Raw genomic sequence first — 26,996 nt, 5'->3', positions numbered from 1 at the left:
AAGTTGTAGTCAATCAAAAAACGGGAGAAATTATTTGTATAGCGCAGGGCCAAGGAAAAATCCATGACTTTCGCTTATTTAAACAGAGCAAAATCCCCTTAAACAAAACTATTGAATGCTTAGCGGACAAAGGATATCAAGGAATTCAAAAAATTCATAGCAACAGTAAAATCCCCCAAAAGAAGCCAAGGAAAGGGGAGTTAAGTTCTTCGGATAAAAAGAAAAATAGGGAATTGGCTAAGAAGCGAGTAATTGGCGAACATATTAACCGAAAGCTGAAAATATTTAAGATTCTAGCTGACCGTTATAGAAATCGCCGAAAAAGATTCAGTTTAAGGTTTAATTTGATAGCCGGACTGTACAATTATGAACTTCGGCTCAGTCAAAGGTAAGATGAGTAAAACTTATGACCGGCAGCTAGCAATCGCCTAATTTTAGACCCCATATTACCCCAGCGACGACTTTTGCAAGAGGTCTACTCTATTGAAGGGAAGCGATCGCTCTTTTCTCGAAATTGAAGTGCGATCGCTTCCCGCCACCGGCAAGAAACTAAGATTTTTTCTTAGTGCTAGTGGTTGCTGTCGTCTTTTTAGCGGTTGTCTTCCCAGTTGTGGTCTTTTTGGCAGATGTCCCACTCTTAGTGGATTTGCGACTAGATTTTGTTGTGGAACCCGCTTTCGCTGCCAATGCTTCCAGCGCTTTTTCCATCGTCAAACCTTCCACAGATTCCCCTTCTGGCACAGAAGCATTCGTCTTCCCATGCTTGATGTAAGGGCCATAAGGGCCATCGTAGATATTCACGGGTTCCCCATCAGTCGGGTGAGTCCCCAGTTCTCGTAACGGTGCCTTAGACTTGCTGCGAGTCCCGCCGCGTCCCTTTTTCGGTTCAGCTAGCAGCTCAATTGCACGTTCGATGTCAATTGTCAATACATCATCACCGGCTTTCAGAGAGCGATACTCTTTGCCCTCCTTGCCTTGGTCGTGGACGACGTAAGGGCCAAAGCGTCCCAATCCTGCCTGGACTTTGCCGTTAGTTTCTGGGTGAATGCCCAAAGTCCGTGGCAGAGATAGCAAGCCAACTGCCATATCCAGCGTCACGTCCTCAACATTGACACCCTTGGGAAGAGAGGCGCGTTTGGGTTTTTTGTTCTCCTCTGTGGCATCACCCAGTTGGACGTAGGGGCCGTAAGTGCCAATCAGCACGTAAATCGGTTCGCCGGTTTCCGGATGCAAGCCGACTTTATCGGGGCCTTCTGTTTTCTGCTGTAGCAGCGTTTCAATTAGCTCAGCATGGATGTCTGAGGGGGTCAGATCCTTAGGCAATGAGGCTTTCACTGGCCCAGAGTCATTTTCAGCTTCGATATAGGGGCCATATTGACCAATCCGGACTTTCGCCCCACCGAGATCGTCCAATTCGATGGTACGGGCAGATGTGGCATCAATTCCCTTTTCCCTTTCCTTGACTTGGGTTGCCAGACCCATTTCCCCTAAATAGAACTTTTTCAGGTATGGCAGCCATTTAGCTTCCCCAGTGGAAATTTCATCTAAGGTTTGCTCCATCTTGGAGGTAAAGCTGGGATCGACCAAATCGGGAAAGTGTTGTTCTAGCAGACTGGTGACGGCAAAGGCGGTGAAGGTGGGAACGAGGGCGTTGCCACTCATCTGGGCATAGCCTTTCTCGATAATTGTGCCGATGATACTGGCGTAGGTACTGGGACGCCCGATGCCTTCGCTTTCCAGGGTCTTGACGAGAGAAGCTTCCGTGTATCTTGCTGGTGGCTGAGTTTCGTGACCGATGGATTCTAACTTTTTGCAGGTCGGGCGATCGCCTTTTTTGAGAGTTGGTAAAATCACTTCCATGTCTTCTAGTGCTGCATGGGGATCGTCCGATCCTTCCACGTAGGCGCGTAAGAAGCCGTGAAAGTCAATCCGTTTGCCGCTAGCCCGAAAACCGGCATCTTCGACTTGCAACTGCACGGTAATTTGAGTTTGGCGAGACTCTGCCATTTGGGTAGCGACGGTGCGCTTCCAAATCAGGTCATATAGAGCAAATTCCCGACCGCTTAAGCCGGTTTCCTGGGGAGTGCGGAAGCTGCTACCAGCAGGGCGAATAGCTTCGTGAGCTTCTTGAGCGCCCTTGCTCTTTGTAGTGTATTGGCGGGGTTCCGGACTGAGGTATTGCTTGCCGTACATTTGCTCTACACAACTGCGAGCGGCAGCGATCGCTTGCTGCGACAAATGCACTGAATCTGTCCGCATATAGGTAATATACCCCTGCTCGTACAAACTCTGGGCAGTTCGCATCGTGTCGCGGGCAGATAAATGTAGTTTCCGATTCGCTTCCTGTTGGAGCGTCGAAGTGGTAAACGGAGGTAAAGGTTTGCGTGTAACGGGACGTTCTTCTAAGTCATTCACCGTCCAGGGTTTATCTGCCAGTCGCGCCTCTAAACTTCTCGCTTCCGCTTCCGAGAGCAGAATCACATTGCGTCCGGCAATAATTTGTCCCGTCGCTTCATCAAAATCGCTGCCAGTGGCAATTCTCGTCCCTTTAAGAGCCATAAGTCGCGCCTCAAAGGGTGTCTTGTCTTTGTTTAAGCTTGCCTTGAGATCCCAGTAACTGCCTTGGCGGAAGGCTCGGCGTTGGCGCTCTCGATTTACCAAGAGCCGCACTGCTACCGACTGCACCCGTCCCGCCGATAAGCCATAGGAGATTTTTTTCCACAACAGCGGCGACAGGGTATATCCCACCAGCCGGTCTAATATCCGCCGCGTCTCCTGAGCGCGAACCACCTGCTCATCGATATTTCGGCAGTTCTTGAGAGCGTCGCGGATGGCTTCTTTAGTGATTTCGTGGAACACCATTCGCTTGATGGGAACCTTTGGCTTCAATAGCTGGAGCAAATGCCAGCTAATGCTTTCGCCTTCTCGGTCTTCGTCAGTTGCCAACACCAATTCATCCGCCTCTTTCAGGGCGTTTTTCAGGGCGGTGACAATCTTCTTTTTGTCGTTGGGGACGACATACAGGGGTTCAAAGTCCGCATCCACATTTACTCCCAGCTGCGCCCATTTTTCCCCTTTGTAGGCTTCGGGAATTTCTTTGCTGGATTGGGGCAGGTCGCGTACATGACCCATCGACGCCTCGACCCGGTAGCTGGAAGGCAAGAATTTACTGATGGTGCGTGCTTTGGTGGGAGATTCGACGATAACGAGGGTTGACATGGGAGCTTGGAGAAATAGCAGATGGGCTGAACAGTTAATTTAAATACTTTATGTCAGATGTCAAGAGCGATTGAGAGGATTTTATGCGGAAAACCGACGACAGAAGTCTCGATTCTGGCGTACCAAGCCTGACGAGAGCCGATTCCAAGAATGGCGGTAAATCGCATCTAGGGGCGATTCGCTCTCCCAAAGATAACTCGCTTTTTTAGAGCCGCTCGCAAGAGAGTTGTTCGCGCCAGACTTAATTTAAAGCTATCTCAATGTTTAACTTATGGAGGATTGCAATGGCGACCTCCCTCTATTCGGAGTTGTGCCAGAATGGATGCCAACATCAGGCTGAAACAGCTTAGCAGCATTTGGAGGAGAACCGATGCAACCCATTCGACAAGGCGATGTGATTTTGCTCCCCCTTGGACAAATCGAAGCAATTCAGGCCGGGGAAACCCCACCCCTCCCTCACCTGACTTTAGCCGAAGGCGAGGTGACGGGACACAAGCACCGCATCAGCGACGGACAAGCGGAACTATACGAGAAAGATGGCACGCTTTATCTGCGCGTCTTCTCAGAGACGGCAACTTTAATCCACGAGGAGCATAACGCGATTTCTATTCCCCAAGGCAGCTGGATGGTGCGAATTCAGCGGGAATACGAGCCTCAAGGATGGCGATATGTCGCAGATTAAGATTGATAAACTTACGTCACAAGAAGCGCTGATTCCAGTTTATCGGGAGACGTGGAAAGCGCGATCGCGCTTTCCACCGAACCAATCGACCGAGAAGAAGCCGCAGAAGTGGTAAAAGCAGCCTACACCGAATAAATGAACCAGCTCCTGATTGATGATTTGCTATTTAACCAAATATTTCGCGACCCGCTCACAGGTTTATTTAATCGGCGTTATATGTTTGCATTCTTGCGATGGCAGGGGTGTCGAGAAGGAACTCAGCAATTATTAGGTCTAATTCTGCTAGATATCGATGGGTTTGCAATGTACAACGATTGGGTTGGTTTCTCAGTAGGCGATATCTTACTGCAAGAATTGGGGAGATTTTTACAAAGAAATATTCCTAACTCAGCGATAGCCTGCCGCAAAGGAGGTGATGAATTTGCAGTAATTCTGCCAGAAACCTCTATAGAAGATTGTATGCAACTAGCCGAGCAACTTAGGGAAGGAGCTAAGCTACTACACGTACCGGATTCCGACCGCCGTTGCACTGTCTCTGCGGGAGTAGCAGTTTGCTTTCCAGAGCCTGAATTAAACTGGCAGGAATTAATTAAAGCAACGGATATTGAGACAGATAAGGCTAAATCCAACGGACGCGATCGCGTGGAAGGTCCCATCCAATTCTCTATGAGAACCGAATCGTTTTTAGAAGAAACTTATTCGGAATGCAAGCAAGTAATCATCAAGGATGCTAGTGGATTTTTACAAGACTTACAAGCTACTGAAATAGATTCTTGGGAAGAATATACTTTACTCCACCTTAATTTGTTGAATTATCCTGTTACTTTGTTACAGAAAACCTGCCCAATTACAGAAAAGATTGATATTTTAGCTGTATCTTCTAAATTTCAACCAGCAAGGGAAACTGTTAAGTCTATTGCTGCCTTGAATTGCATTGATCCGGACACCCAAAGACAAGCCTATTGGCAGTTACAACGGTTTTCAGGATGGACTTGGTGCCACTTTGACATACAAAATATAGTCAGCGAACGCCCGATAAAAATCTCTTTCGATAGCCAAAATCGCCTCCATGCCGAAGGAGAACCGGCAATTCAATTTGCTGATGGATATAATTTTTACTCCTATCACGGCGTAACCTTACCAGAAGAATACGGCAAATTACACCCAAGTCAGTGGCAACCTCAATGGCTTTTAAAAGAAGACAACTCAGAACTGCGACGAGTATTAATTCAGGGGATTGGCTACAGTCGTATTTGCCAAGAATTGCAAGCAACTAAATTAGATTCTTGGCAAGAATATACCTTATTAAAAATAGATAATAAGCTCGATGTAGAGCCAATATATTTATTAAAAATGACTTGCCCCAGTACCGGACACATTCATGCCTTGCGCGTTCCGCCTAATATGAAATCGGCGCGTGAAGCGATTGGCTGGGCGAATTGGGGAATCGATCCTGAAGAATTTTCTGTACAAACCTAAAACCCTCTCCAGATGCGAGAAATCGCTTCTCTACAAAATGTGGGTTTTGCTCCTTAGGGGTTCATTTCTCCAAACGCGATCGCGCTTACAGCAAACTCCGCACAGGTAACGTAAATCCAGGCACCACATCCTCACCACTCAAAACCGCTGTAGCGGGATATTGGGTAACTGAGCCATCTGGACGATACACCCAAGCTTGCTGATTTTGACGGTCAAACAACCATCCCAAACGTACTCCGTTATCGATATACTCGCGCATCTTGGCCTGGAGCGTTTCTAAACTATCAGATTTAGAACGAATTTCGATAACAAAATCGGGAGCCAAATTTAAAAACCTATCTTCTTGCCGATCCCAATCTTCTGCCAAGCGTCCTCTAGCAACAAAAGCAGCATCCGGCGATTTAATCGCTGTATTCGCTAACTTGAACCCCGTACTGGGACCAAAAACATCTCCTAAATCGTGAGTTTCCACCCAATTCAGCAGATAAGCCACTGCTTTCGCCTCTCGATTCCCAGAAATTCCTCCAGTTGGCGGCATAATTACCAATGACCCGTCAGCGTTCCGCTCAAATTGTAAATCTGGATTTTTAGAACTGATGAGCATCAATTCTTCATCAGTTACAGTAGCCCAAGAAGACTGTACCATCGGTTTTTGCCCTTGCAGAATCTCGAAAAAATCAATGGCGTCATCCTTACAGAATCGAAGACACGCGATCGCCATACTGAGATTTTAGCGACAGCGCGATCGCGCGTTGCGCTGACAAGTCAGTTCGCCTCTTTCCTGTCTTTTTTCCTTGTTCTTAGGGTCTTTCGAGTTCATTACGCCAAAAGCGATCGCCCTTATCAATAATCCAAGCAACCGCGAACGCCATAAAATTAAATAATATTAAGAGTCTCAGTCTCTCTGCCTAAATACCCAAAACTATATATCTCATGAGTTTTGCTGAACTTGCAGCCCAGTTGAATGCTGGAACAATCTGGCCTGAGGGGATTTTAATTGTCACCCTTTTGGCAGTTCTCGTCGTTGACTTGATTATCGGACGGTCTTCCTCGCGCTTCACCCCCTATATTGCGATCGCGGGTCTACTCGCCTCTATCGTCGCCTTGTACTATCAATGGGGGAACACGAACACCATCGGCTTCTTGGGTAGCTTCAACGGCGATGCCATGAGCGTCGTCTTTCGCGGCATCGTTGCCTTGTCTACCGCCGTCACCATTTTGATGTCGATCCGCTACGTAGAGCAAAGCGGCACCTCCCTGGCAGAATTTATTGGGATTATGCTCAGCGCCACCATTGGGGGAATGATTCTGTGTGGTGCAGATGAGTTGGTGACGATTTTTGTCGCCTTAGAAACCCTCAGTATCTCGTCCTACCTGATGACGGGATACATGAAGCGCGACCCCCGTTCCAATGAAGCAGCGTTAAAATACCTGCTGATTGGCGCTTCGAGTACAGCAATTTTCCTCTACGGTGTCTCGCTGCTGTACGGACTATCGGGAGGAGAAACGAAGTTGAGCGCGATCGCCACTGGCATTGCCAGCGCGAACGCTGACTTATCCTTGGGACTGCTGATTGCATTAGTCTTTGCGATCGCCGGGATTGGCTTCAAAATTGCCGCCGTTCCCTTCCACCAATGGACACCCGACGTTTACGAAGGTTCGCCAACACCTGTTGTAGCCTTCCTCTCCGTCGGTTCAAAAGCCGCTGGATTTGCCCTCGCCATCCGCCTAATGGTGACAGCTTTCCCCCTCGTCACTCAAGAGTGGCATTTTGTCTTCACCGCCCTCGCAGTCTTGAGCATGATACTGGGTAACGTCGTTGCTCTTACCCAAACCAGCATGAAACGTCTGCTGGCTTACTCTTCCATTGCCCAAGCTGGATTCGTCATGATCGGTTTGATTACCGGCACCGAAGAAGGTTATGCCAGCATGGTGTTTTATATGCTGGTTTACCTGTTCATGAACTTGGGAGGCTTCGCCTGCGTGATTCTGTTCACCCTGCGAACGGGTACGGATCAAATTAGCGAATACGCGGGGCTGTATCAAAAAGACCCGCTTCTGACCTTGTGCTTGAGTATTTGTCTGCTGTCCTTGGGAGGGATTCCGCCCTTGGCTGGCTTCTTCGGAAAAATCTACCTGTTCTGGGCAGGTTGGCAGGCGGGTGTTTACGGCTTAGTCTTACTAGGGTTGCTCACGAGCGTCGTCTCGATTTACTACTACATCCGTGTCGTCAAGATGATGGTGGTAAAAGAACCTCAAGAAATGTCTGACGCCGTGAAGAATTATCCAGAAATTCGCTGGAATATATCGGGAATGCGTCCTTTGCAAGTGACTTTAGTGGTGTCGTTAGTGGTGACATCCTTGGCAGGGATTTTGTCTAACCCGTTGTTTACCCTGGCGAATAATTCAATTATCCGCACGCCAATGCTGCAAGCATCGGTGCATAACACAGTAGCGACGCAAGACCTTGCTCCCTTAGAATCTATGCTTCCTGCGGCTGACTCGGTTAGTCAAATTCAACCTCAGATTGATTTCAGCGCCAAGATTTAACATCCTGGCGTCAAGGTTAGGACAAGGGATAAGCAGGACTCCTCTCGCCTAAAAAACGTAAAAAGTCCTTTCTTAGGAAAACCCGGCTTCTTGAAGAAGCCGGGTTTCGACTATTTGGGCGAAATGTAGCGTGTATTTCGGCTTTCGAGCGATCGCATCCACTGGCGCTTCCCATCCCTGGACGCTCATCAGGCGGACAGTTAGAATGAGCGCATAAATCTATCCCTAGATAGATGAGCAGATAAAACGATAGCTGACCCAAGAGGTTGTTTTATGTCGAATCTTCGCTATTCGCCCAAACTTGCTTACGTCCAGCATTCGACCGGCAAAAAGTTGAAATTAGGCGGCTATCGACCCGACACAAAGGATGCGAACGATAAGAAATACTCGGCGCATCGATTTCAAGCCGAAAAGCTGCCGCCAAGAGTCGATTTGCGTCACTACCTGACTCCGGTAGAAGATCAGGGGGACGTAGGAAGTTGCACGGGGAATGCGATGGCGGGAGCTTACGAGTACCTGGCAATGCGCCAACTCGGTACCGCCGGGGATGTAAGCCGGTTGTTTATTTATTACAATGCGCGATCGCTCGCCGGAGAAATCGATGAAGACGCCGGGGCAACACTTCGCAATTGCATTCAGGTGTTGCGAAAGATGGGCGCTTGTTCTGAGTTAACCTGGCCCTATCATCCAGAGCGGTTGTTTCACCGTCCCCACGACCAAGCTTATGAGGAAGCAACCCAATTCTTGATCGACGATGCTGAGCGAATTGACGTGGATTTGTACGCCATGAAGCATTGTCTAGCCGAGGGTTATCCGTTTGCCTTTGGGTTACAGCTTTTCGATTCGTTCATGAGGGAGGGAAATAAGGGGATTCCTATGCCTAACCCGGAGCGAGAGGAGTCTCAAGGCGGTCACGCGATGTTGTGCGTCGGCTACTCGGACAAGGATCGGGTGTTTGTGGTTCGCAATTCTTGGGGCACAAATTGGGGAGACAAGGGATACTGTTACATTCCCTACGACTACATGACCAATCCCGAATATTGCGATGACTGCTGGACGATTCGCAGCGTCACTGACCTCGACTATAGCCGAGGCGTTTGGAGCGATGATGACGCCTCCTTTTTGGATGAGATTATCCCGCTGATTGGCGATGCTCTCGATATTTCAGACGGTGACATCGGCAGTGACGAGGAAGAGTACGAAGAAGCCGTCGCCGAAGACGAAGAATATGTCGAAGAGGAAGATGAAGAATACGTCGAAGACGAAGAAGACATAGAAGCTGTCGCCGAAGACGAAGAATACGTCGAAGATGAAGAATACGTCGAAGACGAAGAGGATATAGAAGCCGTCGCCGAAGACGAAGACGAAGAATCTGAAGGCGAGGAATACGACGAAGATGAAGAAGCTGTAGAGGAAGACGAAGAATACGTCGAAGATGAAGAGGATATAGAAGCCGTCGCCGAAGACGAAGACGAAGAATACGAAGACGAGGAATACGGCGAAGACGAAGAAGCTGTAGAGGAATACGGTGAAGATGTCGAGGAGCTAGACGAAGAGTACGACTCAGAAACCCTCGAAGAAGAGTAAAATCCGGAGAGCGAGTAGTGCCATAGCCCTTTGGACATACGCTTTGCGATCGCGCAAAATAATCGTCACAAAACAACTCAAGACAATCGATGGTATTACTGTTAGGTGATTTTCAACCATTAGCCGCGATCGCGACTACTCCCACGGGTGCCCAAAAACTACAGCCGCTTTGTCAATCCACGGGTGCTACTCTTTGGGTTCCAGAGTCTCTAAGCGATGTTGTAGAGACAAGGGCGATCGCATCAGCCAAAGTTTATCGCGGTTCCCTCAAAGACCACCTAGCGACCTTGTGGAATACACATCGGGGCTTTGTTTTCTGCTTGGCATCTGGAGCCGTGGTGCGTTTGATTGCACCCTTATTGCAAGATAAATCCAGCGATCCAGCCGTGGTCGTGGTGGATGAAAATAGCCAGTTTGTGATTAGTCTATGTAGCGGTCATCAGGGAGGGGCGGATCGGTTGGCACAAGCGATCGCGCTTACGATTGGGGCAACACCAGTCTTGACGGGTGCCTCCGCTGGGTTAGGACTACCCGCAGTGGATATGCTGGGCGTTCCCTTTGGCTGGAACCGAGGCGAGGGAGACTGGACGGGCGTGAGTGCAGCGATGGCGAGAGGGGAACGGGTACAAGTCATTCAGGAAGCGGGTTCTCCTTTATGGCAAGGTCATCTTCCTGAAAATAATCCATTCGATTTTGGGTTTCCAGAATATCTCGCCAGTCAATCAGAGATGGTTGAATCTAACCAGGAACCGGATAATCTAAACGCATCCCAGGCTAGGATTTGGATTAGCCCCACCCAGCGACGATTCTCCTCAGAATCAAAGCTGCCGAAAGTTCAGTGGCATCCTAGAGTCTTGTGGGTGGGAATCGGCTGCGAACGAGGAACCTCGAAAGCGTTGATAGAAACAGCGATTGGGCAGGTGTTTGAGAAAAATCACCTAGCCCAAGAAGCGATCGCAGGGATTGCCACCATCGATATTAAAGCCGATGAAGTTGGGTTAGTGGAATTATGCCGCGATCGCCATTTGCCTTTGCGAACTTTCCCGGCTGATATTCTGCGTTCTGTTAGTGTCCCCACGCCCTCAGCGGTTGTGGAAGCAGAAGTCGGAACGCCTAGTGTTGCTGAAGCAGCAGCGATTCATGCGGCTTCTGTAGGGGCAGAAGGCATTGCTCCGCTGAAAGTGGTAAAACAAGTTTTCAAATTAGAAGGGCAACCAGGGGCGGTAACGGTCGCGATCGCTCAATCCGAACAAGAATATACGGGTCGCACGGGCTGTTTATTGCTGGTTGGTACGGGACCGGGAAAATTAGACCAAATGACTCCAGCGGCTCAAACTGCTGTATCCGGCGCTGACGCCATCATTGGTTACTCTCTGTATATCGATCTGATTTCTCCTTTGCTGCGTCCCGGACAGATTGTAGAAGCGTTACCGATTACCCAAGAACGTCAACGGGCAGAACGAGCAATAGAATTAGCGAATTGGGGATTAACTGTAGCAGTTGTTTCTTCTGGAGATTGCGGCATCTACGGCATGGCTGGGTTAGTCATGGAAGAACTCCAAGTCAAAGGCTGGGATGGCAAAACGCCAGGAGTGCAGGTGTTTCCGGGAATTACCGCCCTACAAGCTGCTGCCTCGCGAGTGGGTGCGCCTTTGATGCACGACTTCTGTGCGATTAGTTTGAGCGACTTGCTGACCCCCTGGGAGGTGATTGAAAAGCGCCTGACAGCCGCCGCCCAAGCAGATTTTGTGACCGCACTTTATAATCCGCGATCGCAAACTCGCACCCAACAAATCGCGATCGCCCAAACTATCTTTCTGCAATATCGCGATCGCCACACGCCGGTAGCGATCGTGAAATCAGCTTATCGAGAAGACGAACAAATTACTCTGATTACACTTGAGAAATTACTCGATACTCCGATTGATATGCTGACAACGGTACTCATTGGCAATAGCAGCACTCGCACTCACGCTGATTGGATGATTACCCCCCGCGGCTACTTGGGTTTTGACGCCGGTTTTGACGCCAAAATCCGTTAATTTATTCGGCTTCTCTGTTGAACAAAAAGTTTAGCCCACTAGCCACTAGACTCAGAACAATTGAACCTATCAAAGCCTGCCCGAAACCAGCGATACTAAAACCGGGAGTAATCGCCCCAGCAATCAAAATTGTGATGGCGTTAATCACAAACAGAAACAACCCTAGGGTCACGAGCGTCAGCGGCAATGTCAAAATTACCAAAAGGGGTTTGACAATTGCATTCACTAAGCCCAAAACAATCGCAGCAACCAGCGCAGCCAGAAAATTTGTGACTGTAAAGCCGGGGACAATGTATGCAGTAATCATTAGCGCGATCGCTGTAAGTAGCCAAGTCACTAAAAAGTATGGCATAAGCTTTCCTTAAACCTCGCTTACTCACAATTTTAAGGGTCTGGTTCACATCCTGAAGGATTTCAGAATACACTAACTTGAAAGATAGCCAACTCTATAGCGTGTTTTGAAGCGCTTTTCTATGACCTTTCGGCAACTCGCTGCGTTCCTACTAACAATCGTTCTTTTCATCTGGGCATTCCCAGCCCAAGCAGGATACTACCCGCCTCCCTTGTCCTATAGCAATGCCGAACTGAAAGCCAAGGATTTCTCCGGTCAAATTTTGCAAGTGGCTGAGTTTTCCAACGCCAACATGGAACTCGCTAACTTTGAGGGTGCGGACTTAAAAGGGGCGATTTTTAGTGCATCGGTGATGACGAATGCCAATTTACACGGCGCAGATTTAACCAATGCAATGGTCGATCAGGTAAAACTCAACGGCGCAGATTTAAGCGATGCCGTTTTGGTAGAAAGTATCCTATTGCGTACTATATTTGACGGTGTAAATATCGCTGGTGCGGACTTCACCGATGCAATTTTAGATGGGGCGCAAATAAAAGAACTCTGTATTAAAGCATCTGGTGTAAATTCTAAAACTGGTATCGCAACTCGTGAGTCTTTGGGGTGTCGATGAAGCGTGTAGGAGTAATTGGGGGCGGACAGCTAGCCTGGATGATGGCAGGCGCAGCGGAGGCGTTAGGGATTGAATTGGTGGTACAGACGCCCAATCAAAGCGATCCAGCAGTTGCGATCGCATCTTCCACCATTTTTGCCCCCATTGATGATGCTGCCGCTACAGCCGAGTTAGCATCTCGCTGCGATGTCATTACTTTTGAAAACGAATTTATTAACCTGAACGCTTTAGATTCTCTTGTCCAGAAAGGCGTCTGCTTTCGCCCTAGGCTGGAAGTATTAGCGCCGCTGTTAGATAAATACGATCAGCGCTGCTATTTAGAAGATATCGGCTTGCCAACTCCCAGTTTTATGACGCTTGAGGGAGAAGTTGGGAATCATGAAGTAAATCTTCCCAAATCCTTCACTCACCCCTTGAACCTCAAAGACCTGGATTTTCCCGTCGTTCTAAAAGCCCGACGCGGCGGCTACGATGGTCAAGGCACCTTCATTATTAAAGATAGTCACGCCTTAGAGTCAACTTGGCAGCGACTGAAATATGCGCCAGTGTTGTTAGAAGAATTTGTGCCTTTTGAGCGAGAATTAGCGATTATTGCCGCTCGTTCAGCCGCAGGTGAGGTGGTGACTTACCCAGTCGTAGAAACACAGCAGGTCGATCAAGTGTGTCGGCGCGTTTTGGTGCCAGCGGCAATTACGCCAACGGTGGAACAAGAGGTAAAAGCGATCGCACATAAGCTTCTCGATAGCCTGCAAGCGGTTGGCGTCTTTGGCATTGAGCTATTTTTAACCGCATCGGGGAAAGTGTTGGTGAATGAAATTGCTCCCCGCACTCACAACTCCGGACACTTTACCCTTGATGCCTGCGAAACGTCCCAATTTGAACAGCAACTTAGAGCCGTCAGCGGTCTCCCTTTAGGCAATCCCGATCTCAAAAGTGCGGGTGCTGTCATGGTGAATTTACTCGGTTACGAGCATTCTCAGAGCGATTATCTTGCCAAACGGCAACAGCTAGCTCAGTTGTCTCACACTCACGTCCACTGGTACGGCAAAACCGAATCTCGTCCCGGTCGAAAACTCGGTCACGTCACCGTTTTGCTAGAAACAGCCGACCGTTCTGAGGCAGAAGCAATCGCTCAAACCATTGAATCTATCTGGTATTCAGAGGAATGAGGGAAGAGGACTGAGGACTGAAGACTGAGGACTGAGGGCTGAAGAGTTAGGAGTTAGCACTGAGGACTGAGGACTGAGGGCTGAGGAGTTAGGAGTTAGGAGTTAGAGGTTGGGAGGTAGGGGTTAGGAGTGAACACAGGAGGGGGGAACTAAATGAGATTCTTCTACTCCCCCACGGCCTAGCTCCTTTGCTATAATAATTTTTAGGTTAGGCTGCGGCGTTGGTGACTGCCAATAACGTTTTTTGATCTTGCCTTGTTCTAACGGGAACCAAAAAGCTTTGACAGCAGTAGACCGGGCAAGTACCCGGAAACTTTAAGTCAGACATTAGGTGCCCACCTGGTTTATCCAGGTCATAAACTGAGGTAAAACGGCGTTGCGGTGAACCTCATAGAATTAAAATCCCCTTGTCCAAGAGATAAGGGGATTTTTGTATCTTACTTGGCTGAAAGTTTTAAATTTTGATTGTATTTCTTAAATAATGGATGCAAAGCTGCCAACTTTGGATCGACAAATGATAATTATTTAGCGTTAGGCGCTAGGATAATTGAATTCGTATCTAACTACAGTTAGAAAATAAAAAGTTTGTTGCAACTCTTAAATACTACTTCAAAATTTCCAGCTGAGGTATTCAAGCTGGACAACGGCTTAACAGTGATTTATCAACACATCCCAGCGACACCAGTGGTTGTGGTAGATGTTTGGGTGCGGGCGGGAGCGATCGCTGAGACAGAAGAGTGGTCGGGAATGGCTCACTTTCTGGAACACATGATTTTCAAAGGTACCGACCGACTGCCGCCCGGTGTATTTGACCAAGTGATTGAAAATACCGGCGGCATGACGAACGCGGCGACCAGCCACGACTACGCCCATTTCTTTATTGTTACAGCCGCTCAGTATTTAGAAAATACCTTGCCTGCTCTGGCAGACATTCTCTTAAACGCGGCGATCCCAGAAGAAGAATTTATTCGGGAACGCGATGTAGTTTTGGAGGAAATCCGCCAGAGTTATGACGATCCTGATTTTATTGGATTCCAAGCACTGACAGAAAGTATTTACCAACGCCATCCTTACGGGCGTCCCATCTTAGGAACAGAAGCCCATCTGATGGAGCGATCGCCCTTAGAGATGCGTCGCTTCCATCGCTCCCACTACCAGCCGGAAAACATGACCGTCGTCATTGTTGGGGGAGTTGAGAAAGAACCTGCACTAGAACTGGTAAATCGCTCGTTCCAGCACTTCGCCCCGCCCCTGTATTGTCCCCTGGCTGAAGCCGAAGCCGAACCTCCAATGATAGAAATTCGGCGTCAGGAAATCCACTTACCTAGGCTAGAACAAGCTCGTCTGATGATGGCATGGGTGGGGCCGGGTGTAGAGCAGTTGCGAAATGCCTACGGCTTAGACTTGATCTCGGTACTGTTGGCAGAAGGGCGGTCTTCCCGACTGATCAGGAACTTGCGAGAACAGCAGCAATTAGTCCAGAACATTAGTAGTAGTTTCTCCCTACAACGGGATTCCAGTTTGTTTACAATTAGTGCCTGCCTCGCTCCAGAGAATCTCGATCGAGTAGAGGCAATCATTGGCGATGCGATTTCCGAGTTGCAAAACGCTCCCGTTTCAGAGGGAGAACTTTCTCGCTGTAAACGCCTGCTGTCGAATGACTATGCTTTTTCTACAGAAGCACCTAGCCAACTAGCGGGTTTGTATGGGTATTACAACACCATTGCAGCGGCTGAAGTCGCCACGACTTACCCCGAAAAAATACAGTCTTTTGAGAACACAGAACTTCAGCAGCTGGCGCAGCAGTATCTCTCCCCGTACCGCTATGCGGTCACAATCCTCAAACCTTGTTAGCTTGAGGAGAGGAGTGATGAGTCATTCGTCAATTAGTGAGTCGTAAGTTGTTCCTACCACTCACGATCGATGACTCATCGCCGACGATCAATGACTAAGGACTCTACAACGAATGACTCAAAGTGTGACGCGATCGCTCGCCAACCCAACTATCCACCGCAGTGTTTTGGACAACGGCATCGTATTAATTACGGTGGAAAATCCAGCGGCTGATATTATTGCTGGTCGAATTTTTGCACGGGTTGGAGGTCGGTGGGAGCCACGAGAAAAAGCTGGACTTTCTCACCTGCTATCCACGGTACTCACCAAAGGAACCGATCGCCTTTCTTCCCTAGAAATTGCCGAGCAAGTAGAGTCAGTGGGAGCCAGTCTCGGTGCTGATGCGGCTGCGGATTATTTCTTGCTGAGTCTCAAAACAGTATCCGCAGATTTTCCGGAGATGTTGCAACTGGCAGGGGAATTATTGCGATCGCCTAGCTTTCCAGAAGCCGAGGTGGAACTGGAACGGCGTCTCGCTTTGCAGGATATTCGCTCCCAGCAGGAACAGCCGTTCACCATCGCCTTCGACCAGCTGCGGCAAGCCATGTACCAGAATCATCCCTACGGATTCTCCAGCCTGGGAACCGAAGCCACTGTCTCTGGTTTAAGCCGCGCCGACCTCCAGCACTACCATCAGACGTATTTCCGTCCCGATAACCTAGTTATCAGTATTGCCGGTCGCCTGACTCCTCAAGACGCCACTGATTTGGTTAATCAAGTGTTTGGAGATTGGCAGAGTGGAACCACCCCTCTACCTACCCTCAGTCTGCCCCAAATCACCCCTGAACCCATTTCTTGCGCTACCCCACAAGATACGCAGCAATCCATCGTGATGCTGGGCTACGTCGCGCCATCCGTGCAAGAAACCGACTACGCCTGCCTGAAACTGCTCAATACTTACTTGGGCAACGGTCTTTCTAGCCGCTTGTTTGTGGAACTGCGCGAGAAGCGGGGATTGGCTTACGATGTCTCAGCTTTTTATCCGACTCGGCTAGAAACCTCTCAGTTTGTGGTATATATGGGCACGGCACCGGAAAACACCGCGATCGCCTATGAAGGCTTGCGAACTGAAGTGGAACGCCTTTGCACCACTCAACTGAGCGATCGGGAGCTACAAGCTGCCAAAAACAAGCTGCTTGGTCAATACGCTCTCGGCAAACAAACTAATGCTCAGCTGGCTCAAGTTTTCGGCTGGTACGAAATTTTGGGTCTGGGAATTGAGTTTGATACCGAGTTTCAAGAAAAAGTTACCAGCGTCACTCCAGAGTTCATCCAAAAAGTGGCTTCCCGGTATTTCACCGAACCTTATGTCTCTCTCGTTGGCCCAGCCGAAAAATTAGACATTAAAAATTAAAAAAGGAAAAAAGTAAAAAGACAAAGTAAAAATGAAAGATTTTTTCTTGAACCTTTTCGCTTTTTCCAATCGCGTTGTAAAGTCAAGAGGAAAAAGCGATGAAAAAAACATCCTTTTGCCTTTTTGTAAACTCAAGAGGAAAAAGTAAAAATGAAAAAAAACATTCTTTTGCCTTTTGCCTTTTTACTTTTACCTTTTATGGCGATCCCCAGTGATGCCAAAGAAATCGCGCAAACATTTCCATCCGCAACCGTTACTCGGCAAACGTTACGACCTGGTAGCCAAGGGACTGAAGTAGCGGAACTCCAGGCAGCTCTTAAACTATTGGGTTACTATAATGGCGACGTAAATGGCGTGTACGGGGAAAATACCGCGATCGCAGTTTCCCGTTTTCAGCAAGCCGCTGGTTTAGCACCGGATGGAATCGTGGGTGCAGAAACCTGGAAGCGTTTATTTCCAGTCGCCCCACCATCGGAATCTACAGCAGCCGCGACGCCACTAGTTATCCCGTCTCCTTCAGCTTCAACAATTTCTACCACCGGGGCAGCATCTTTTCCCGTCCCAACTACGACAAACACCGCTGCCAATCCCAGACCCGCGGCAACTTCCCGTCCCAGTGTGAATGTTCCAGCCTCCAACAGTCCGGCAACGACTGCCAGAACCCCCAACCGTCCGGCAATCGCTGCCAGAACCACCGCTAACCGTTCCACAACCGCTGCTCCTAGCTCTCAGACACGGACGAACCCGCAGCAGCCCAGACAGCTCGATTTTCCAGTTCTGAGGCTGGGAACGCAAGGCCCAGCCGTTACCAGTTTGCAACAGCGCCTGCGAACCCTTGGCTTTTTCAAAGGAACGGTGAATGGTGTCTTTGATGCAACGACTCAAACTGCGGTAAAAGCTGCTCAACAAAGATTTAAGCTAGACGCCGACGGTGTAGTGGGTCCAGCGACTTGGAACGTTTTGCTGCGTTAATTAAATAGCAATTATAAAAAAATAAAATGACACAAATCCGTTTTCTTGATGAAAACGGTTTTTTTAAGCTTTTTTGAACAACTGCGTGCTGTTTTCACGGACTTCTTCCTTTCGATTTTTCGATCTCAATCCTTGGATGGAGGAGACAATCCATTCTCAGATAGAGAGATTCAGGCAAGACTAACGGATATCGTATTGCTTATAAGGACAAGACAGCTGAGTATTAACTTCCTTAGCTTGTAGTTGCCAATCAATCTAAAAAAAATCAGGGTCTTCTCGGTTTCCTGATTGACACAAAGAGTTCGATCAACACTCATGTACAACCACCCTAAAACCGATAACAATCAAAGGCCTAAATCGGTCTATCAGGGTAGAGGCAATTCTGAACGGGTTTCCTACCAGAATGAGTACCTTAAAGGTCGCAATTCTGAACGTCGTTTTCAGGAACAGAGCTATCTCGTTGATGAGAATACCAATGCCTTGACTAATTTGCTGATGAATCTTGCTTTCACATCGATTGTAAGTTTCCTCGTTGGAACTCTGTTCTTCGTTGCTCAGCGAAATGAATCTTCTCTACCCTCTGTGCCTGTTCCCAATGACAGTCCCTCTCAAAGCATCGAGAAAAAGACAACCATCTTTGAAAGAACTGTAGATAAATATTCAGGAAATTCAGGAACTCGTTCCAGCACCTCAATAACAAGCAGGACAGGGGACATTGAAAACAATGTTTCTAACTCTGCGCGAGGTAGGCTCCTAACCTTGCTAGCTAGGCTTGGTTGAGACAGCGTTGCTCAAATCTACTGACCATAAACAGTTTTAAACATCCTTTTCTGCCTTTAAACCATTCAGGAGTTGTAGTAATACTCATGTCTAACCTACAAAATCGCAACAACGATAACCGTGAAGTTCCCCAGAACCCAAATCAGCCGGTTTCTCCCCATAATCCGGTTGGCCCAACTAACACGGTTCACGGGAATGGCACTGTAGACCCAGGCAAAGTGACCTCCTATCGAGATGGTTATGTCCACGGTCGCGTTTCCGAGCGCCGCGTCAACGAGGAAGGACAAGAAATCCGCGATAATAATAATGCCGCCAGAGGCTTGTTGATAGGGATTGCCCTCACCTCTCTGCTAGGGTTGACCCTCGGTGCCCTCTACTTCCTCAACCAACGAAATCAGCAGGTAGAAGAGTACACTGCGCCTGCGCCTGTGGTGGTTCCCGTACCTTCCCCTTCACCTTCAGCTTCTGTTGCACCGAACTCAACTGCACCAGATACGTCTTCATCGGGCGCTTCTCAACAGCCTACACAAGAGAGAATTATCGAAAGAACCACAGTTGAGAAGGCTCCTACGGTGATTCAGGTTCCTCAGACACAAAACGCACCGCCTGCTCAAAGAGCGCCAAATGTAAACATTACAGTTCCTCCGAGTTCCGGGCAACAACCGACTCGAAATCAGACAAATATTAACGTAACGCCTTCTCAACCGTCGAACTCAACTCGAACGAATACTTCTGGGACTACTCAATCAAGTCCTAGTACAACTCTAACCGCGCCTTCAGTGCGTCAGAACTCAACTCGAACGAATACTTCTGGCACCACCACAGGCACCCAAAATCCAACTGGCACCACACCGAATAGCGGTGCTACCACCAATGGAACCACCGGCACCACATCGGGGAGCAGTTCGACCACCAATGGAACCACCGGCACCACACCGAATAGCGGTGCTACCACCAACGGAACCACCGGCACTACACCGGGAAGCAGTTCGACAACTGGTGGAACCACCGGCACCACACCGGGAAGCAGTTCGACCACCAACGGAACCACCGGCACCACACCGGGAAGCAGTTCGACAACTGGTGGGTCAAGCAGTACAGGTCAATAACGACTAAAACTTTGCAATCTAGCCCCCTCCTAATATTGGAGGGGGCTTTGTTATCGGTGTATCGCAAATCTTTCATTTTTGAACTAGCATTTTTAAAGATTTCGACACATAAAGGGATATGAATTTAATTTAACGAACGAGTGAGGTTGGAGAATCAAGTGCTAATTTAAATATAGGCACAACGAAGTAAGAACCTTCGACACCAAGTTTTCGGATTCGAGCCTGTGTCTCCCGCTCTTATCCAACGCAACACCGAATCTCGGTTGTATTTCTCTAATAAATGTAGCGATCGCGCTGAAGTTCATTCGCTTCTTTTTGATTTGAACTGTTAAGTTGCGGATCTAGATCATTGCCTGAATCGGCGTAGGGAATGCAAGATAGTTAGAAAAGGTTTGTTGCGAATTAAGTCCACCCTAGTAGAGTTAGTTTTTGGTTTCGTCAACTTTCCTAGAATTTTTCCTCTTTCGTTTGAGTAACCTGACCATTTATAGCTCGTTCACGAACCCGCCGGTATCTTAGGCGGGTTTTAGTTTTTTATATGGCAGCGGAACGCCTAAAGGGGCGGCGAAACAAACAGGTATTAATAGCAGAACGCTTCGATCAATTCCCAAATTTCAGGTAAGACGTTTCCTAAACTGTGATCGTCCTCTAGTTCGATGAATTTAACCCAAGGGCGTGAGGCGGCGTAGTTGCGGCTAGCAGCAATCGGAATCACTTCATCGTGACGCCCATGCAGAAGCAGAGTAGGAATGGGGCGCTGTAGCTGTTCGTCTTGATATTGGGCGGCGTCGGTGACGAACTGGTAATGCAGAGGAAGCGATCGCTTCTCGCCATAGTGATATACCGGCAAATATTGCTCTGTCTGCCACTGTTGCAGCTGTTCTTCCCCCAGTCGGAGCAACCAGTGAGTCAGAAACTCAAAAGCGGGAGCTAGCAACACTAACCGCTGAACCTGCGGGTATTTTTCTCCCACCCAAGCCGCTGTTAAACCCCCCAAGCTGGAGCCAATGACAGTAACAGGCATTGAGTTTGGGGGAAATTCAGCGGCGACTTGCTTTATTTGCCGAGTTATTGTCAGATGGGAAAAATCGCCTTGGTTGAGATCGGGGATTTTCAGGGAAGATAAGCGATCGCGCAGATAGATCGCCTTCGTTGACTGGGGACTAGAGGCAAATCCATGCAGATAAAGATAATCAAGCATTCAATTGGGCAGTAGTTTCCGGCGTATCAACCGCTAAAAATTTCGCTCCAGCGAACCTGGAAATCCTTGTCCTCTATTTTTCCCCGCCCGTTGCCCCTTTTGTTGTCGTCGCTGTTGCATCAGTTGGACAAACTTGGCGCGTTGCTCTGGAGTCATAACTTCTCGCATTTCTAACATACTTTCAAACCGCAACTTTTGTAGCTGCTGCTGCAACTCTTCAACTTGCTGATTTTTAGAGCGAATTTGGCTGGCGGAAGCTGTACTATTCATCAGTGTCGCTAGCTCTTGCCGAGCTTGACGTAGAGTTTGCTGGCGCGGCGCTATCTGGGTTCTATACTTCTGCCGAATCGCCTGCATTTGCTGCATTTGCTGTGGGGTAAGATTGAGTTGCTGAAGGAGTCCATCCTTGTTGCCTCTTTGAGGACGGGCACCCGGCGAATTTTGGGCAATTGTTTGAGAAGATTGGGGATTCGGATCGGCAAGAGCAACCGCACTCCCTATAGATAGTATGAGAACCGCTAACAGAGAAATACGATTTAGGGACATGAAAACAATCTCCGTCGTTAGTAGTAATTAGTAATTAGTAATTCGTTAAGACGCAATTAGCCATTCTTGATGAGGTAGTCGCAATGAGCTGATTAAAGATAACTGACCATTACCGATTCCCTAAAAAAGCTAATTTTCTGAGAGCAACCAATCAGCTTCTGCATCTTGGCTGCTCGACGACGCGGGCGTTTCACCCGCGACAACACTATCCCAGTTCGTCGCCAGAAATGCTTCCAGTTCGGCGGTGTTTGTGGATGCAGTCGATGCAGTGTTAGGCACTAGCACGCGATATCCTGCCCAGGTAACTAGCAGACTAGCAACAAGGGCAGAGGGTAAAATCCACCTCTGTCGCCATTGCGGCTGTGGCGGCGCAGAGGCTACGGCTTGCATAATCTGGCTCTCTAAATCGGGTGCAGATGGGGGAACATGACCCCGGTGTTGGCGCAGAAACTCTACCAGGGGTTTGTCATCATCGGGGAACTGAGTCATAGGTGGACTCCTTGCTTCTGGAGAAATTGCCTCATGGAGGTTCTAGCATGAAAGAGCCGCGATTTTACTGTGCCAACTGGAATCGACAAGATATTTGCAATCTCTTTTTGCGGAACGTCCTCTAAGTCGTGCAGAACCAGTACAGCGCGATGCTCGAAACTTAGCTGTTGCAGTCCGCGCTGCACTAAATCTTCATAATGTAGATGCATCAGATCGGGAGATGCTTGCTGACTTGGGAAGGCATTGGTAGCGCTTTGCTGTAAAGACGCAAAATTTCGGGTTTCTACAGCAAATTGCCGCCGCCGATCGGAAGCGACATTCCAGCTAATGCGATAAAGCCAAGTCGAAAAATGGGCGGTTTCCCGCAATTTTGGTAATCCCTTCCAAGCGCGTAAGAATACTTCTTGCACCAAATCATCTAAGCATGAGGTACCGCAGAGTTGGTAAAGAGTCGATCTGACGCGCTGCTGATGGCGCTGGTAGAGTTGCCGAAAGCTCTGCTTGTTGCCTTCTTGACACCGCTTTACCAGGTAAGCATCGGTATCGAGATCGGGTTTTTCTTTGGGTTGATCGCCCATTAGCGCATTGATTGGTACAGCTGACACCGATTGGCTCTCTCTTACCACTGTTGGATTTCTAATGCTTTAGACTGGGCATTTGGGGAAAAGGTTCAACGGCAAGCAGCGCATCTATCCCACAATCTTCTCAACCAGTGACTCCCACCTAGGGCTGGGCTACACTTGAGCAAATCAAGCTAAATAAGCCGGATTTAACGATAACTAGAAATTTTCTCAGATTTAAATTTTATGCCATTCAATATTGTTGGTGCTGTCGTCGGGTTTGTTGCTAGCGCTGCTGGTAGAATTGCTTCAACATTTTTTAAAAATGTTGTCGATGAGACATCTACCCTTCCTACTAAAGTTCAGGAAGTTAGATTAGATCAGCGATCGCGTCAGGCAGAAATTGACTACTATCGGCGCAGAGAGGTAAGAGAGCAGAAGTTACTAGAACTTCAAGACCTCCGCTTGAAAGCAGACCTTCAGATTGAATCGGCAAGCGCTGAACGAGATGAACGTACTCTTAAGCTTAGAGAACGAGAACTGCAACTTAAGGCAGAGGAATTGGCAGACAAGCGTCAGATGAGTTCTTTGTATCTAGAACTGATGCGGGAGAAGACTGCAAAAGAAATTGAACTCAAGCAAAAGGAAATTCAAGCTATTTTCGATCAGCAAAAATGGCCTGGAGTTTTGAGTCGTGATGAAGTAGAACGAATTTTTGGGGACGAGCAAAAGAAACCTCGATTACTGATGTTGGTTCCACCACCAGATATCAGCGATGATTTTCCGCTATCATTCCGCGACAGCCTCAAAAAAGAGGTTCGCAATCAATTAAAAGGATTTCTGGAACGTCATTATTCCCTAGAGGACGAATTCTGCCCTGTTGAGTTTTATGGTAAGTATTTTGAACGTTCTATTTTTGATGCAGAAGTCAAACAGTTGGAAACCATTTTGGCTGCTGTCCCAACGGCAATTATTTACAGCGACATTACCGATCATGAAGTTTACTTTAATGTTCGGTTCTGGGGACTGCAAGACACAGTTTCCTTGTCGTTTGAGCCTTGGAACTGGGAAGATGCAAAAAAGCAACTACAGGAAGCCGGAAATGATGAGATTCAAAGTCTTCGCATCATTCGGCAGACAATTGTCACCCTTCACAAGCTATTAGCAACATTTTTAGCAGATTGGTACTACCTCAACATCGACCCAAATTATGAACCTCAGCTATTTAATTTAGACTCAGAGATTCCGAACGCCTGGTCAAAAACAATTACTGATAAGCTTAAGCTGACTCAGCAACAGTATCAAAAAGCCTATAATACTGACTTAAAATTGCTGGCAGATTGGGAAACTAGCAAAACTAAGCCCTGGCAATGTGTAGATACTCTCTCTGGGCATTCAAATCATGTTTATGCTGTCGCTATTAGCGCTGATGGTCAAATTGCTAGTGGCAGTGCAGACAACACCATCAAAATTTGGGATTTGACTACTGGAGATTCTATTTGCACCTTCACCGGCCATTCAGGTAGTGTTTCTTCACTTGCTTTTAGCCCTGATGGGCAAACTCTCGCTAGTGGTAGTGCCGATAATACGATTAAACTGTGGTATTCACGTACAGGGGTAACATTTACTGGACATTCAGACGAGCTTCATTCTATTGCTTTTAGCCCCAATGGGAAAATTGTCGCTAGCGGCAGTAAGGACAAAACTATCAAAGTATGGGATTTTAACACTGGTAAGGAAATTTGTACTCTTACGGGTCATGAAGAGCGTGTTTCTTCTATTATATTTAGTGCCAATGGACAAAACTTAATTAGTGGAAGTAGCGACAAAACTATCAAAATATGGGATTTAAGCACTGGAAAAGCAATCCGAACCCTTACTGAACATTTAAATTATGTTTGGTCAGTCGCCATAAGTCCTGATGGCAAGACTTTGGCTAGTGGCAGTGCGGACACCACCATCAAAATTTGGAGTTTTCCCAGTGGCAGCCTACTCCACACATTCTCTGACCATACAAGCATAAGCATTGTTCGCAGTATTGCCTTCAGTCCTGATGGGCAAATTCTTGCTAGTGTCGGTAACGACAAAACAATTAAATTATGGCATCTGGGGACAAGAGAATTGATTCATACACTTTCGGGACATTTAGAAAGTATTGGGTCAGTTGTCTTTAGTCCTGATGGTAAAACAATTGTCAGTGGTAGCAATGACAAAACTATCAAGATTTGGCAGTATGATTGAGGCGGTAGGTTAGATAAGAGAAAATATCGCTCATCTCAACAAGTCAAATGCAGACATTTGTAGGGGCAATTGATAATATTGCCCCTAGCCGTAATTTATCGCAGAGTGACGAACTCTTCGGCGGTGGAAGGATGAATGCCAACGGTGGCGTCGAAGTCTTTTTTGGTGGCTCCCATATTGACTGCGATCGCGATTCCTTGAATCACCTCAGCTGAATACTCGCCTACCATGTGAGCGCCCAGCACGCGATCAGTATTTTTGTCAATGACTAACTTGACCATGACTTTCTCATCCGCGCCGGTGAGACTGTGGAACAGAGGACGGAATCGGGCGCGATAAATTTGCACGTTGTCATCGCCCAACTTTTTCCGCGCATCGGCTTCGCTGATTCCCACCGTAGCGGCTTCTGGCTGAGTGAATACGGCGGAAGCAACATTTTCGTGATTAAACACCCGGCGGTTATTGCCAAACTCAGTATCGGCAAAAGCGCGACCTTCGCCAATGGCGACAGGCGTTAAATTGATCCGGTTGGTGCAATCGCCTACAGCGAAAATATTCGGCTGGTTGGTGCGGCTGTACTCATCGACTTCGATGGCACAGTTGACGCTGTACCCGTGCAACCTGGGTAAATCTTCGTCTTCACAATTAACAACCTTAACGCCCGCATTCTCCAAACCAAGTTTTCCTAACAAAGGTGCGCGACCAATGGCGACTAGAACTTGGTCTGCGGTGAGGGTTGTATCCGCGTCTTTGCCTTTTTCGGTAAAGGCGACCTTTAGACCCTCTGGGGTTTGCTCAATGCCTTTCCCGGTAACATTGGTGATAATGTTGATGCCGTGATGGGACATGGCATCTTGAATGCTAGTACGAATATCGTCATCAAAACCTTTGAGAATGCGATCGCCTCGAAGCAACAAACTGACTTTCGATCCCAGTCCGTGCATGATACAGGCGAATTCCACGGCAATATAGCCAGCGCCAATAATGACAATGTGCTTCGGCTGTTCCTTGAGGAGAAATATCTCGCGGGAAGTGATGGTGTGTTCCATCCCTGGTAAATTCGGCTTGATGGCTTCCCCACCGACGGCGATTAAAATCTTGTCAGCCGTGACTTTGCGCCCATCCACTTCCACCGTATGCGGATCTAATAAAGTGGCGCGGCTCTTGATTAACTCCACCCCAGCTTTTTCCAAAAACCCAATATGCAACTGGCTGAGACGGTGGACTTCCTTATCGACAGTCGTTATCAGATGTTCCCAGTTTAAACTTCTCTCGCCCACAGTCCAGCCATAGCCTGCGGCATCCTCAAACAAATGGGAAAATTTGGAGGCGTAAACCATCAATTTTTTGGGAATACAGCCCCGAATGACGCAGGTACCACCCACTAAATCGCCTTCTGCGATCGCTACCTTTGCTCCGTAGCTAGCCGCACGTTTGGAAGCCGCCAATCCTCCCGAACCCGCCCCAATGACAAACAAATCGTAATCAAATGCCATGACTGGAAGTCCTCTCTTTCTTCATTTAGTTTAAAAGATGTAACGATGATGCTCCTGCTTTCCCATTTTCCGCAGATCGCTTAAAGTCGGATGAGAATACCGTCAGTTTTAGCGAAGAACAATGGATCGAGAGCATCGTGGTGTCACCGTGTGGTTTACAGGTTTAAGCGGTGCGGGAAAAACCACCATTAGCCAGGAAGTGGCGCAAGAATTGCAGAAACGTGGATACAAGGTGGAAATCCTCGACGGAGACGTGGTGCGCCAAAATCTGACCAAAGGTTTGGGGTTTAGTAAAGAAGACCGGGATGAGAATATCCGGCGCATTGGTTTTGTGGCTCACCTCCTGACTCGGAACGGTGTGGTCGTACTGATTTCGGCAATTTCGCCTTATCGGGAAATTCGAGAAGAAGTGCGATCGCGTATTGGAGATTTTGTCGAGGTTTATGTGAATGCACCGTTAGCGGTTTGCGAACAGCGAGATGTGAAGGGGTTGTATAAGAAAGCGCGGTCTGGGGAAATCAAAAACTTCACTGGGATTGATGACCCCTATGAATCGCCCCTGCATCCTCAAATCGAATGCCACACAGACCAAGAAACGATAGAGGAAAGCACAGAAAAAGTTTTGAGAAAGCTGGAAGAACTGGGCTACCTCTAGTAAGGAT

Annotated in this window: 25 protein-coding genes and 1 other RNA gene; 18 read left to right on the top strand and 8 right to left on the bottom strand. The window is 48.0% G+C overall.

Going from position 1 to position 26,996, the window contains the following annotated elements:
* Positions 1-392 (top strand): transposase family protein (locus H6F52_RS16520; RefSeq protein ID WP_190536108.1); only part of this gene is annotated, 392 nt, incomplete at its 5' end.
* Between the two features lie 157 nt (positions 393-549).
* Here H6F52_RS16520 and topA read toward each other — a convergent pair.
* A complete protein-coding gene (gene topA / locus H6F52_RS16515; protein ID WP_190536107.1) occupies positions 550-3,219 on the bottom strand; it encodes a type I DNA topoisomerase in 2,670 nt (889 codons plus the stop codon).
* An 83-nt stretch (positions 3,220-3,302) separates the two neighbouring features.
* On the opposite strand from topA, the gene H6F52_RS26175 reads away from it, so the two are divergent.
* From H6F52_RS26175 to H6F52_RS16505, 4 genes are all read left to right on the top strand, one after another.
* The gene (locus tag H6F52_RS26175; protein WP_277881967.1) at positions 3,303-3,428 is read left to right on the top strand and encodes a hypothetical protein; all 126 of its coding nucleotides are present in this window, start codon (positions 3,303-3,305) and stop codon (positions 3,426-3,428) included.
* A gap of 161 nt (positions 3,429-3,589) precedes the next feature.
* Complete coding sequence (locus tag H6F52_RS16510) at positions 3,590-3,901, top strand: hypothetical protein (RefSeq protein ID WP_190536106.1); 312 nt, start codon at positions 3,590-3,592, stop codon at positions 3,899-3,901.
* Entirely contained in the window at positions 3,888-4,016 is a 129-nt protein-coding gene (locus H6F52_RS26170; protein ID WP_277881966.1) for a hypothetical protein, read from the top strand. The genes H6F52_RS16510 and H6F52_RS26170 overlap by 14 nt, the downstream gene beginning before the upstream one ends.
* Positions 4,017-4,036: 20 nt before the next feature.
* Complete coding sequence (locus H6F52_RS16505; RefSeq protein ID WP_190536105.1) at positions 4,037-5,380, top strand: GGDEF domain-containing protein; 1,344 nt, start codon at positions 4,037-4,039, stop codon at positions 5,378-5,380.
* An 85-nt stretch (positions 5,381-5,465) separates the two neighbouring features.
* Here the strand turns inward: H6F52_RS16505 and H6F52_RS16500 are convergent, their stop codons facing one another.
* A complete protein-coding gene (locus H6F52_RS16500) occupies positions 5,466-6,026 on the bottom strand; it encodes a Uma2 family endonuclease (protein ID WP_190536104.1) in 561 nt (186 codons plus the stop codon).
* Between the two features lie 12 nt (positions 6,027-6,038).
* Between H6F52_RS16500 and H6F52_RS16495 the strand changes: the two genes are divergently transcribed.
* The 4 genes from H6F52_RS16495 (at position 6,039) to cobJ (ending at position 11,559) form a co-directional block, all read left to right on the top strand.
* Entirely contained in the window at positions 6,039-6,230 is a 192-nt protein-coding gene (locus H6F52_RS16495) for a hypothetical protein (protein WP_190536103.1), read from the top strand.
* A gap of 83 nt (positions 6,231-6,313) precedes the next feature.
* Entirely contained in the window at positions 6,314-7,930 is a 1,617-nt protein-coding gene (locus H6F52_RS16490) for an NAD(P)H-quinone oxidoreductase subunit N (RefSeq protein ID WP_190536102.1), read from the top strand.
* Positions 7,931-8,203: 273 nt separating this feature from the next.
* Positions 8,204-9,517 (top strand): C1 family peptidase, encoded by a 1,314-nt coding sequence (locus H6F52_RS16485; protein WP_190536101.1) that lies wholly within the window; start codon positions 8,204-8,206, stop codon positions 9,515-9,517.
* Between the two features lie 89 nt (positions 9,518-9,606).
* The gene (cobJ, locus tag H6F52_RS16480) at positions 9,607-11,559 is read left to right on the top strand and encodes a precorrin-3B C(17)-methyltransferase (RefSeq protein ID WP_190536100.1); all 1,953 of its coding nucleotides are present in this window, start codon (positions 9,607-9,609) and stop codon (positions 11,557-11,559) included.
* Position 11,560: 1 nt separating this feature from the next.
* Here the strand turns inward: cobJ and H6F52_RS16475 are convergent, their stop codons facing one another.
* The gene (locus H6F52_RS16475; RefSeq protein ID WP_190412944.1) at positions 11,561-11,911 is read right to left on the bottom strand and encodes a phage holin family protein; all 351 of its coding nucleotides are present in this window, start codon (positions 11,909-11,911) and stop codon (positions 11,561-11,563) included.
* A gap of 121 nt (positions 11,912-12,032) precedes the next feature.
* Here H6F52_RS16475 and H6F52_RS16470 point away from each other — a divergent pair, with 121 nt between their 5' ends.
* The 7 genes from H6F52_RS16470 (at position 12,033) to H6F52_RS16440 (ending at position 19,801) form a co-directional block, all read left to right on the top strand.
* On the top strand, positions 12,033-12,524 hold the full coding sequence (locus H6F52_RS16470; RefSeq protein ID WP_190412943.1) for a pentapeptide repeat-containing protein: 492 nt from the start codon (positions 12,033-12,035) through the stop codon (positions 12,522-12,524).
* On the top strand, positions 12,521-13,693 hold the full coding sequence (locus H6F52_RS16465) for a 5-(carboxyamino)imidazole ribonucleotide synthase (RefSeq protein WP_190536099.1): 1,173 nt from the start codon (positions 12,521-12,523) through the stop codon (positions 13,691-13,693). Before H6F52_RS16470 ends, H6F52_RS16465 begins: the two co-directional genes overlap by 4 nt.
* A gap of 207 nt (positions 13,694-13,900) precedes the next feature.
* Positions 13,901-14,082: non-coding RNA, 6S RNA (ssrS, locus tag H6F52_RS16460), on the top strand.
* Positions 14,083-14,278: 196 nt separating this feature from the next.
* Positions 14,279-15,547, top strand: coding sequence for a pitrilysin family protein (locus H6F52_RS16455; RefSeq protein ID WP_190536098.1), 1,269 nt, complete (start codon positions 14,279-14,281; stop codon positions 15,545-15,547).
* A gap of 112 nt (positions 15,548-15,659) precedes the next feature.
* Positions 15,660-16,940, top strand: a complete 1,281-nt coding sequence (locus H6F52_RS16450) for a pitrilysin family protein (protein ID WP_190536097.1) — start codon at positions 15,660-15,662, stop codon at positions 16,938-16,940.
* Between the two features lie 150 nt (positions 16,941-17,090).
* A complete protein-coding gene (locus H6F52_RS16445) occupies positions 17,091-17,912 on the top strand; it encodes a peptidoglycan-binding domain-containing protein (protein ID WP_190536096.1) in 822 nt (273 codons plus the stop codon).
* An 866-nt stretch (positions 17,913-18,778) separates the two neighbouring features.
* Positions 18,779-19,801 (top strand): hypothetical protein, encoded by a 1,023-nt coding sequence (locus tag H6F52_RS16440; protein WP_190536095.1) that lies wholly within the window; start codon positions 18,779-18,781, stop codon positions 19,799-19,801.
* A 580-nt stretch (positions 19,802-20,381) separates the two neighbouring features.
* Here H6F52_RS16440 and H6F52_RS16435 read toward each other — a convergent pair.
* The 4 genes from H6F52_RS16435 to H6F52_RS16420 all read right to left on the bottom strand — a co-directional run bounded on the left by H6F52_RS16435 (position 20,382) and on the right by H6F52_RS16420 (position 22,615).
* Positions 20,382-21,002 carry a YqiA/YcfP family alpha/beta fold hydrolase gene (locus H6F52_RS16435; protein ID WP_190536094.1) on the bottom strand — a complete coding sequence of 207 codons (621 nt, stop codon included), beginning with the start codon at positions 21,000-21,002 and terminating at the stop codon, positions 20,382-20,384.
* Positions 21,003-21,035: 33 nt separating this feature from the next.
* Positions 21,036-21,548 (bottom strand): Spy/CpxP family protein refolding chaperone, encoded by a 513-nt coding sequence (locus tag H6F52_RS16430; protein WP_190414573.1) that lies wholly within the window; start codon positions 21,546-21,548, stop codon positions 21,036-21,038.
* A gap of 129 nt (positions 21,549-21,677) precedes the next feature.
* The gene (locus tag H6F52_RS16425; RefSeq protein ID WP_190536093.1) at positions 21,678-22,037 is read right to left on the bottom strand and encodes a hypothetical protein; all 360 of its coding nucleotides are present in this window, start codon (positions 22,035-22,037) and stop codon (positions 21,678-21,680) included.
* A complete protein-coding gene (locus H6F52_RS16420; RefSeq protein WP_190536119.1) occupies positions 22,034-22,615 on the bottom strand; it encodes a sigma-70 family RNA polymerase sigma factor in 582 nt (193 codons plus the stop codon). The genes H6F52_RS16425 and H6F52_RS16420 overlap by 4 nt, the downstream gene beginning before the upstream one ends.
* Before the next feature lie 228 nt (positions 22,616-22,843).
* On the opposite strand from H6F52_RS16420, the gene H6F52_RS16415 reads away from it, so the two are divergent.
* Positions 22,844-24,838 carry a WD40 repeat domain-containing protein gene (locus H6F52_RS16415; protein WP_190536092.1) on the top strand — a complete coding sequence of 665 codons (1,995 nt, stop codon included), beginning with the start codon at positions 22,844-22,846 and terminating at the stop codon, positions 24,836-24,838.
* A 95-nt stretch (positions 24,839-24,933) separates the two neighbouring features.
* On the opposite strand, the gene gor is transcribed toward H6F52_RS16415, so the two are convergent.
* On the bottom strand, positions 24,934-26,334 hold the full coding sequence (gene gor / locus H6F52_RS16410; RefSeq protein ID WP_190536091.1) for a glutathione-disulfide reductase: 1,401 nt from the start codon (positions 26,332-26,334) through the stop codon (positions 24,934-24,936).
* Between the two features lie 121 nt (positions 26,335-26,455).
* Between gor and cysC the strand changes: the two genes are divergently transcribed.
* Positions 26,456-26,989 carry an adenylyl-sulfate kinase gene (gene cysC, locus H6F52_RS16405; RefSeq protein WP_190414576.1) on the top strand — a complete coding sequence of 178 codons (534 nt, stop codon included), beginning with the start codon at positions 26,456-26,458 and terminating at the stop codon, positions 26,987-26,989.
* The last annotated feature ends 7 nt before the right edge of the window (positions 26,990-26,996 follow it).

This window comes from Coleofasciculus sp. FACHB-542 (assembly GCF_014695825.1).
Classification (GTDB): Bacteria; Cyanobacteriota; Cyanobacteriia; order Cyanobacteriales; family FACHB-T130; genus FACHB-T130.
The sequence above is the reverse complement of the archived record's forward strand: the minus strand, read 5'-3'. Positions and strand labels throughout refer to the sequence as shown.

Excerpts from the sequence above, each read along its gene's own strand:
- H6F52_RS16450 (WP_190536097.1), top strand. The coding sequence starts at position 15,660 with ATGACTCAAAGTGTGACGCGATCGCTCGCCAACCCAACTATCCACCGC.
- H6F52_RS16505 (WP_190536105.1), top strand. The coding sequence starts at position 4,037 with ATGAACCAGCTCCTGATTGATGATTTGCTATTTAACCAAATATTTCGC.
- H6F52_RS16510 (WP_190536106.1), top strand. The coding sequence starts at position 3,590 with ATGCAACCCATTCGACAAGGCGATGTGATTTTGCTCCCCCTTGGACAA.
- H6F52_RS16445 (WP_190536096.1), top strand. The coding sequence starts at position 17,091 with ATGAAAAAAAACATTCTTTTGCCTTTTGCCTTTTTACTTTTACCTTTT.
- H6F52_RS16425 (WP_190536093.1), bottom strand. The coding sequence starts at position 22,037 with ATGACTCAGTTCCCCGATGATGACAAACCCCTGGTAGAGTTTCTGCGC.
- H6F52_RS16440 (WP_190536095.1), top strand. The coding sequence starts at position 18,779 with ATGTCTAACCTACAAAATCGCAACAACGATAACCGTGAAGTTCCCCAG.
- H6F52_RS16420 (WP_190536119.1), bottom strand. The coding sequence starts at position 22,615 with ATGGGCGATCAACCCAAAGAAAAACCCGATCTCGATACCGATGCTTAC.
- H6F52_RS16465 (WP_190536099.1), top strand. The coding sequence starts at position 12,521 with ATGAAGCGTGTAGGAGTAATTGGGGGCGGACAGCTAGCCTGGATGATG.
- H6F52_RS16490 (WP_190536102.1), top strand. The coding sequence starts at position 6,314 with ATGAGTTTTGCTGAACTTGCAGCCCAGTTGAATGCTGGAACAATCTGG.
- H6F52_RS16485 (WP_190536101.1), top strand. The coding sequence starts at position 8,204 with ATGTCGAATCTTCGCTATTCGCCCAAACTTGCTTACGTCCAGCATTCG.
- H6F52_RS26175 (WP_277881967.1), top strand. The coding sequence starts at position 3,303 with ATGCGGAAAACCGACGACAGAAGTCTCGATTCTGGCGTACCAAGCCTG.
- cobJ (WP_190536100.1), top strand. The coding sequence starts at position 9,607 with ATGGTATTACTGTTAGGTGATTTTCAACCATTAGCCGCGATCGCGACT.
- topA (WP_190536107.1), bottom strand. The coding sequence starts at position 3,219 with ATGTCAACCCTCGTTATCGTCGAATCTCCCACCAAAGCACGCACCATC.
- H6F52_RS16435 (WP_190536094.1), bottom strand. The coding sequence starts at position 21,002 with ATGCTTGATTATCTTTATCTGCATGGATTTGCCTCTAGTCCCCAGTCA.
- H6F52_RS16500 (WP_190536104.1), bottom strand. The coding sequence starts at position 6,026 with ATGGTACAGTCTTCTTGGGCTACTGTAACTGATGAAGAATTGATGCTC.
- H6F52_RS16470 (WP_190412943.1), top strand. The coding sequence starts at position 12,033 with ATGACCTTTCGGCAACTCGCTGCGTTCCTACTAACAATCGTTCTTTTC.
- H6F52_RS16430 (WP_190414573.1), bottom strand. The coding sequence starts at position 21,548 with ATGTCCCTAAATCGTATTTCTCTGTTAGCGGTTCTCATACTATCTATA.
- H6F52_RS16415 (WP_190536092.1), top strand. The coding sequence starts at position 22,844 with ATGCCATTCAATATTGTTGGTGCTGTCGTCGGGTTTGTTGCTAGCGCT.
- gor (WP_190536091.1), bottom strand. The coding sequence starts at position 26,334 with ATGGCATTTGATTACGATTTGTTTGTCATTGGGGCGGGTTCGGGAGGA.
- H6F52_RS26170 (WP_277881966.1), top strand. The coding sequence starts at position 3,888 with ATGTCGCAGATTAAGATTGATAAACTTACGTCACAAGAAGCGCTGATT.
- cysC (WP_190414576.1), top strand. The coding sequence starts at position 26,456 with ATGGATCGAGAGCATCGTGGTGTCACCGTGTGGTTTACAGGTTTAAGC.
- H6F52_RS16475 (WP_190412944.1), bottom strand. The coding sequence starts at position 11,911 with ATGCCATACTTTTTAGTGACTTGGCTACTTACAGCGATCGCGCTAATG.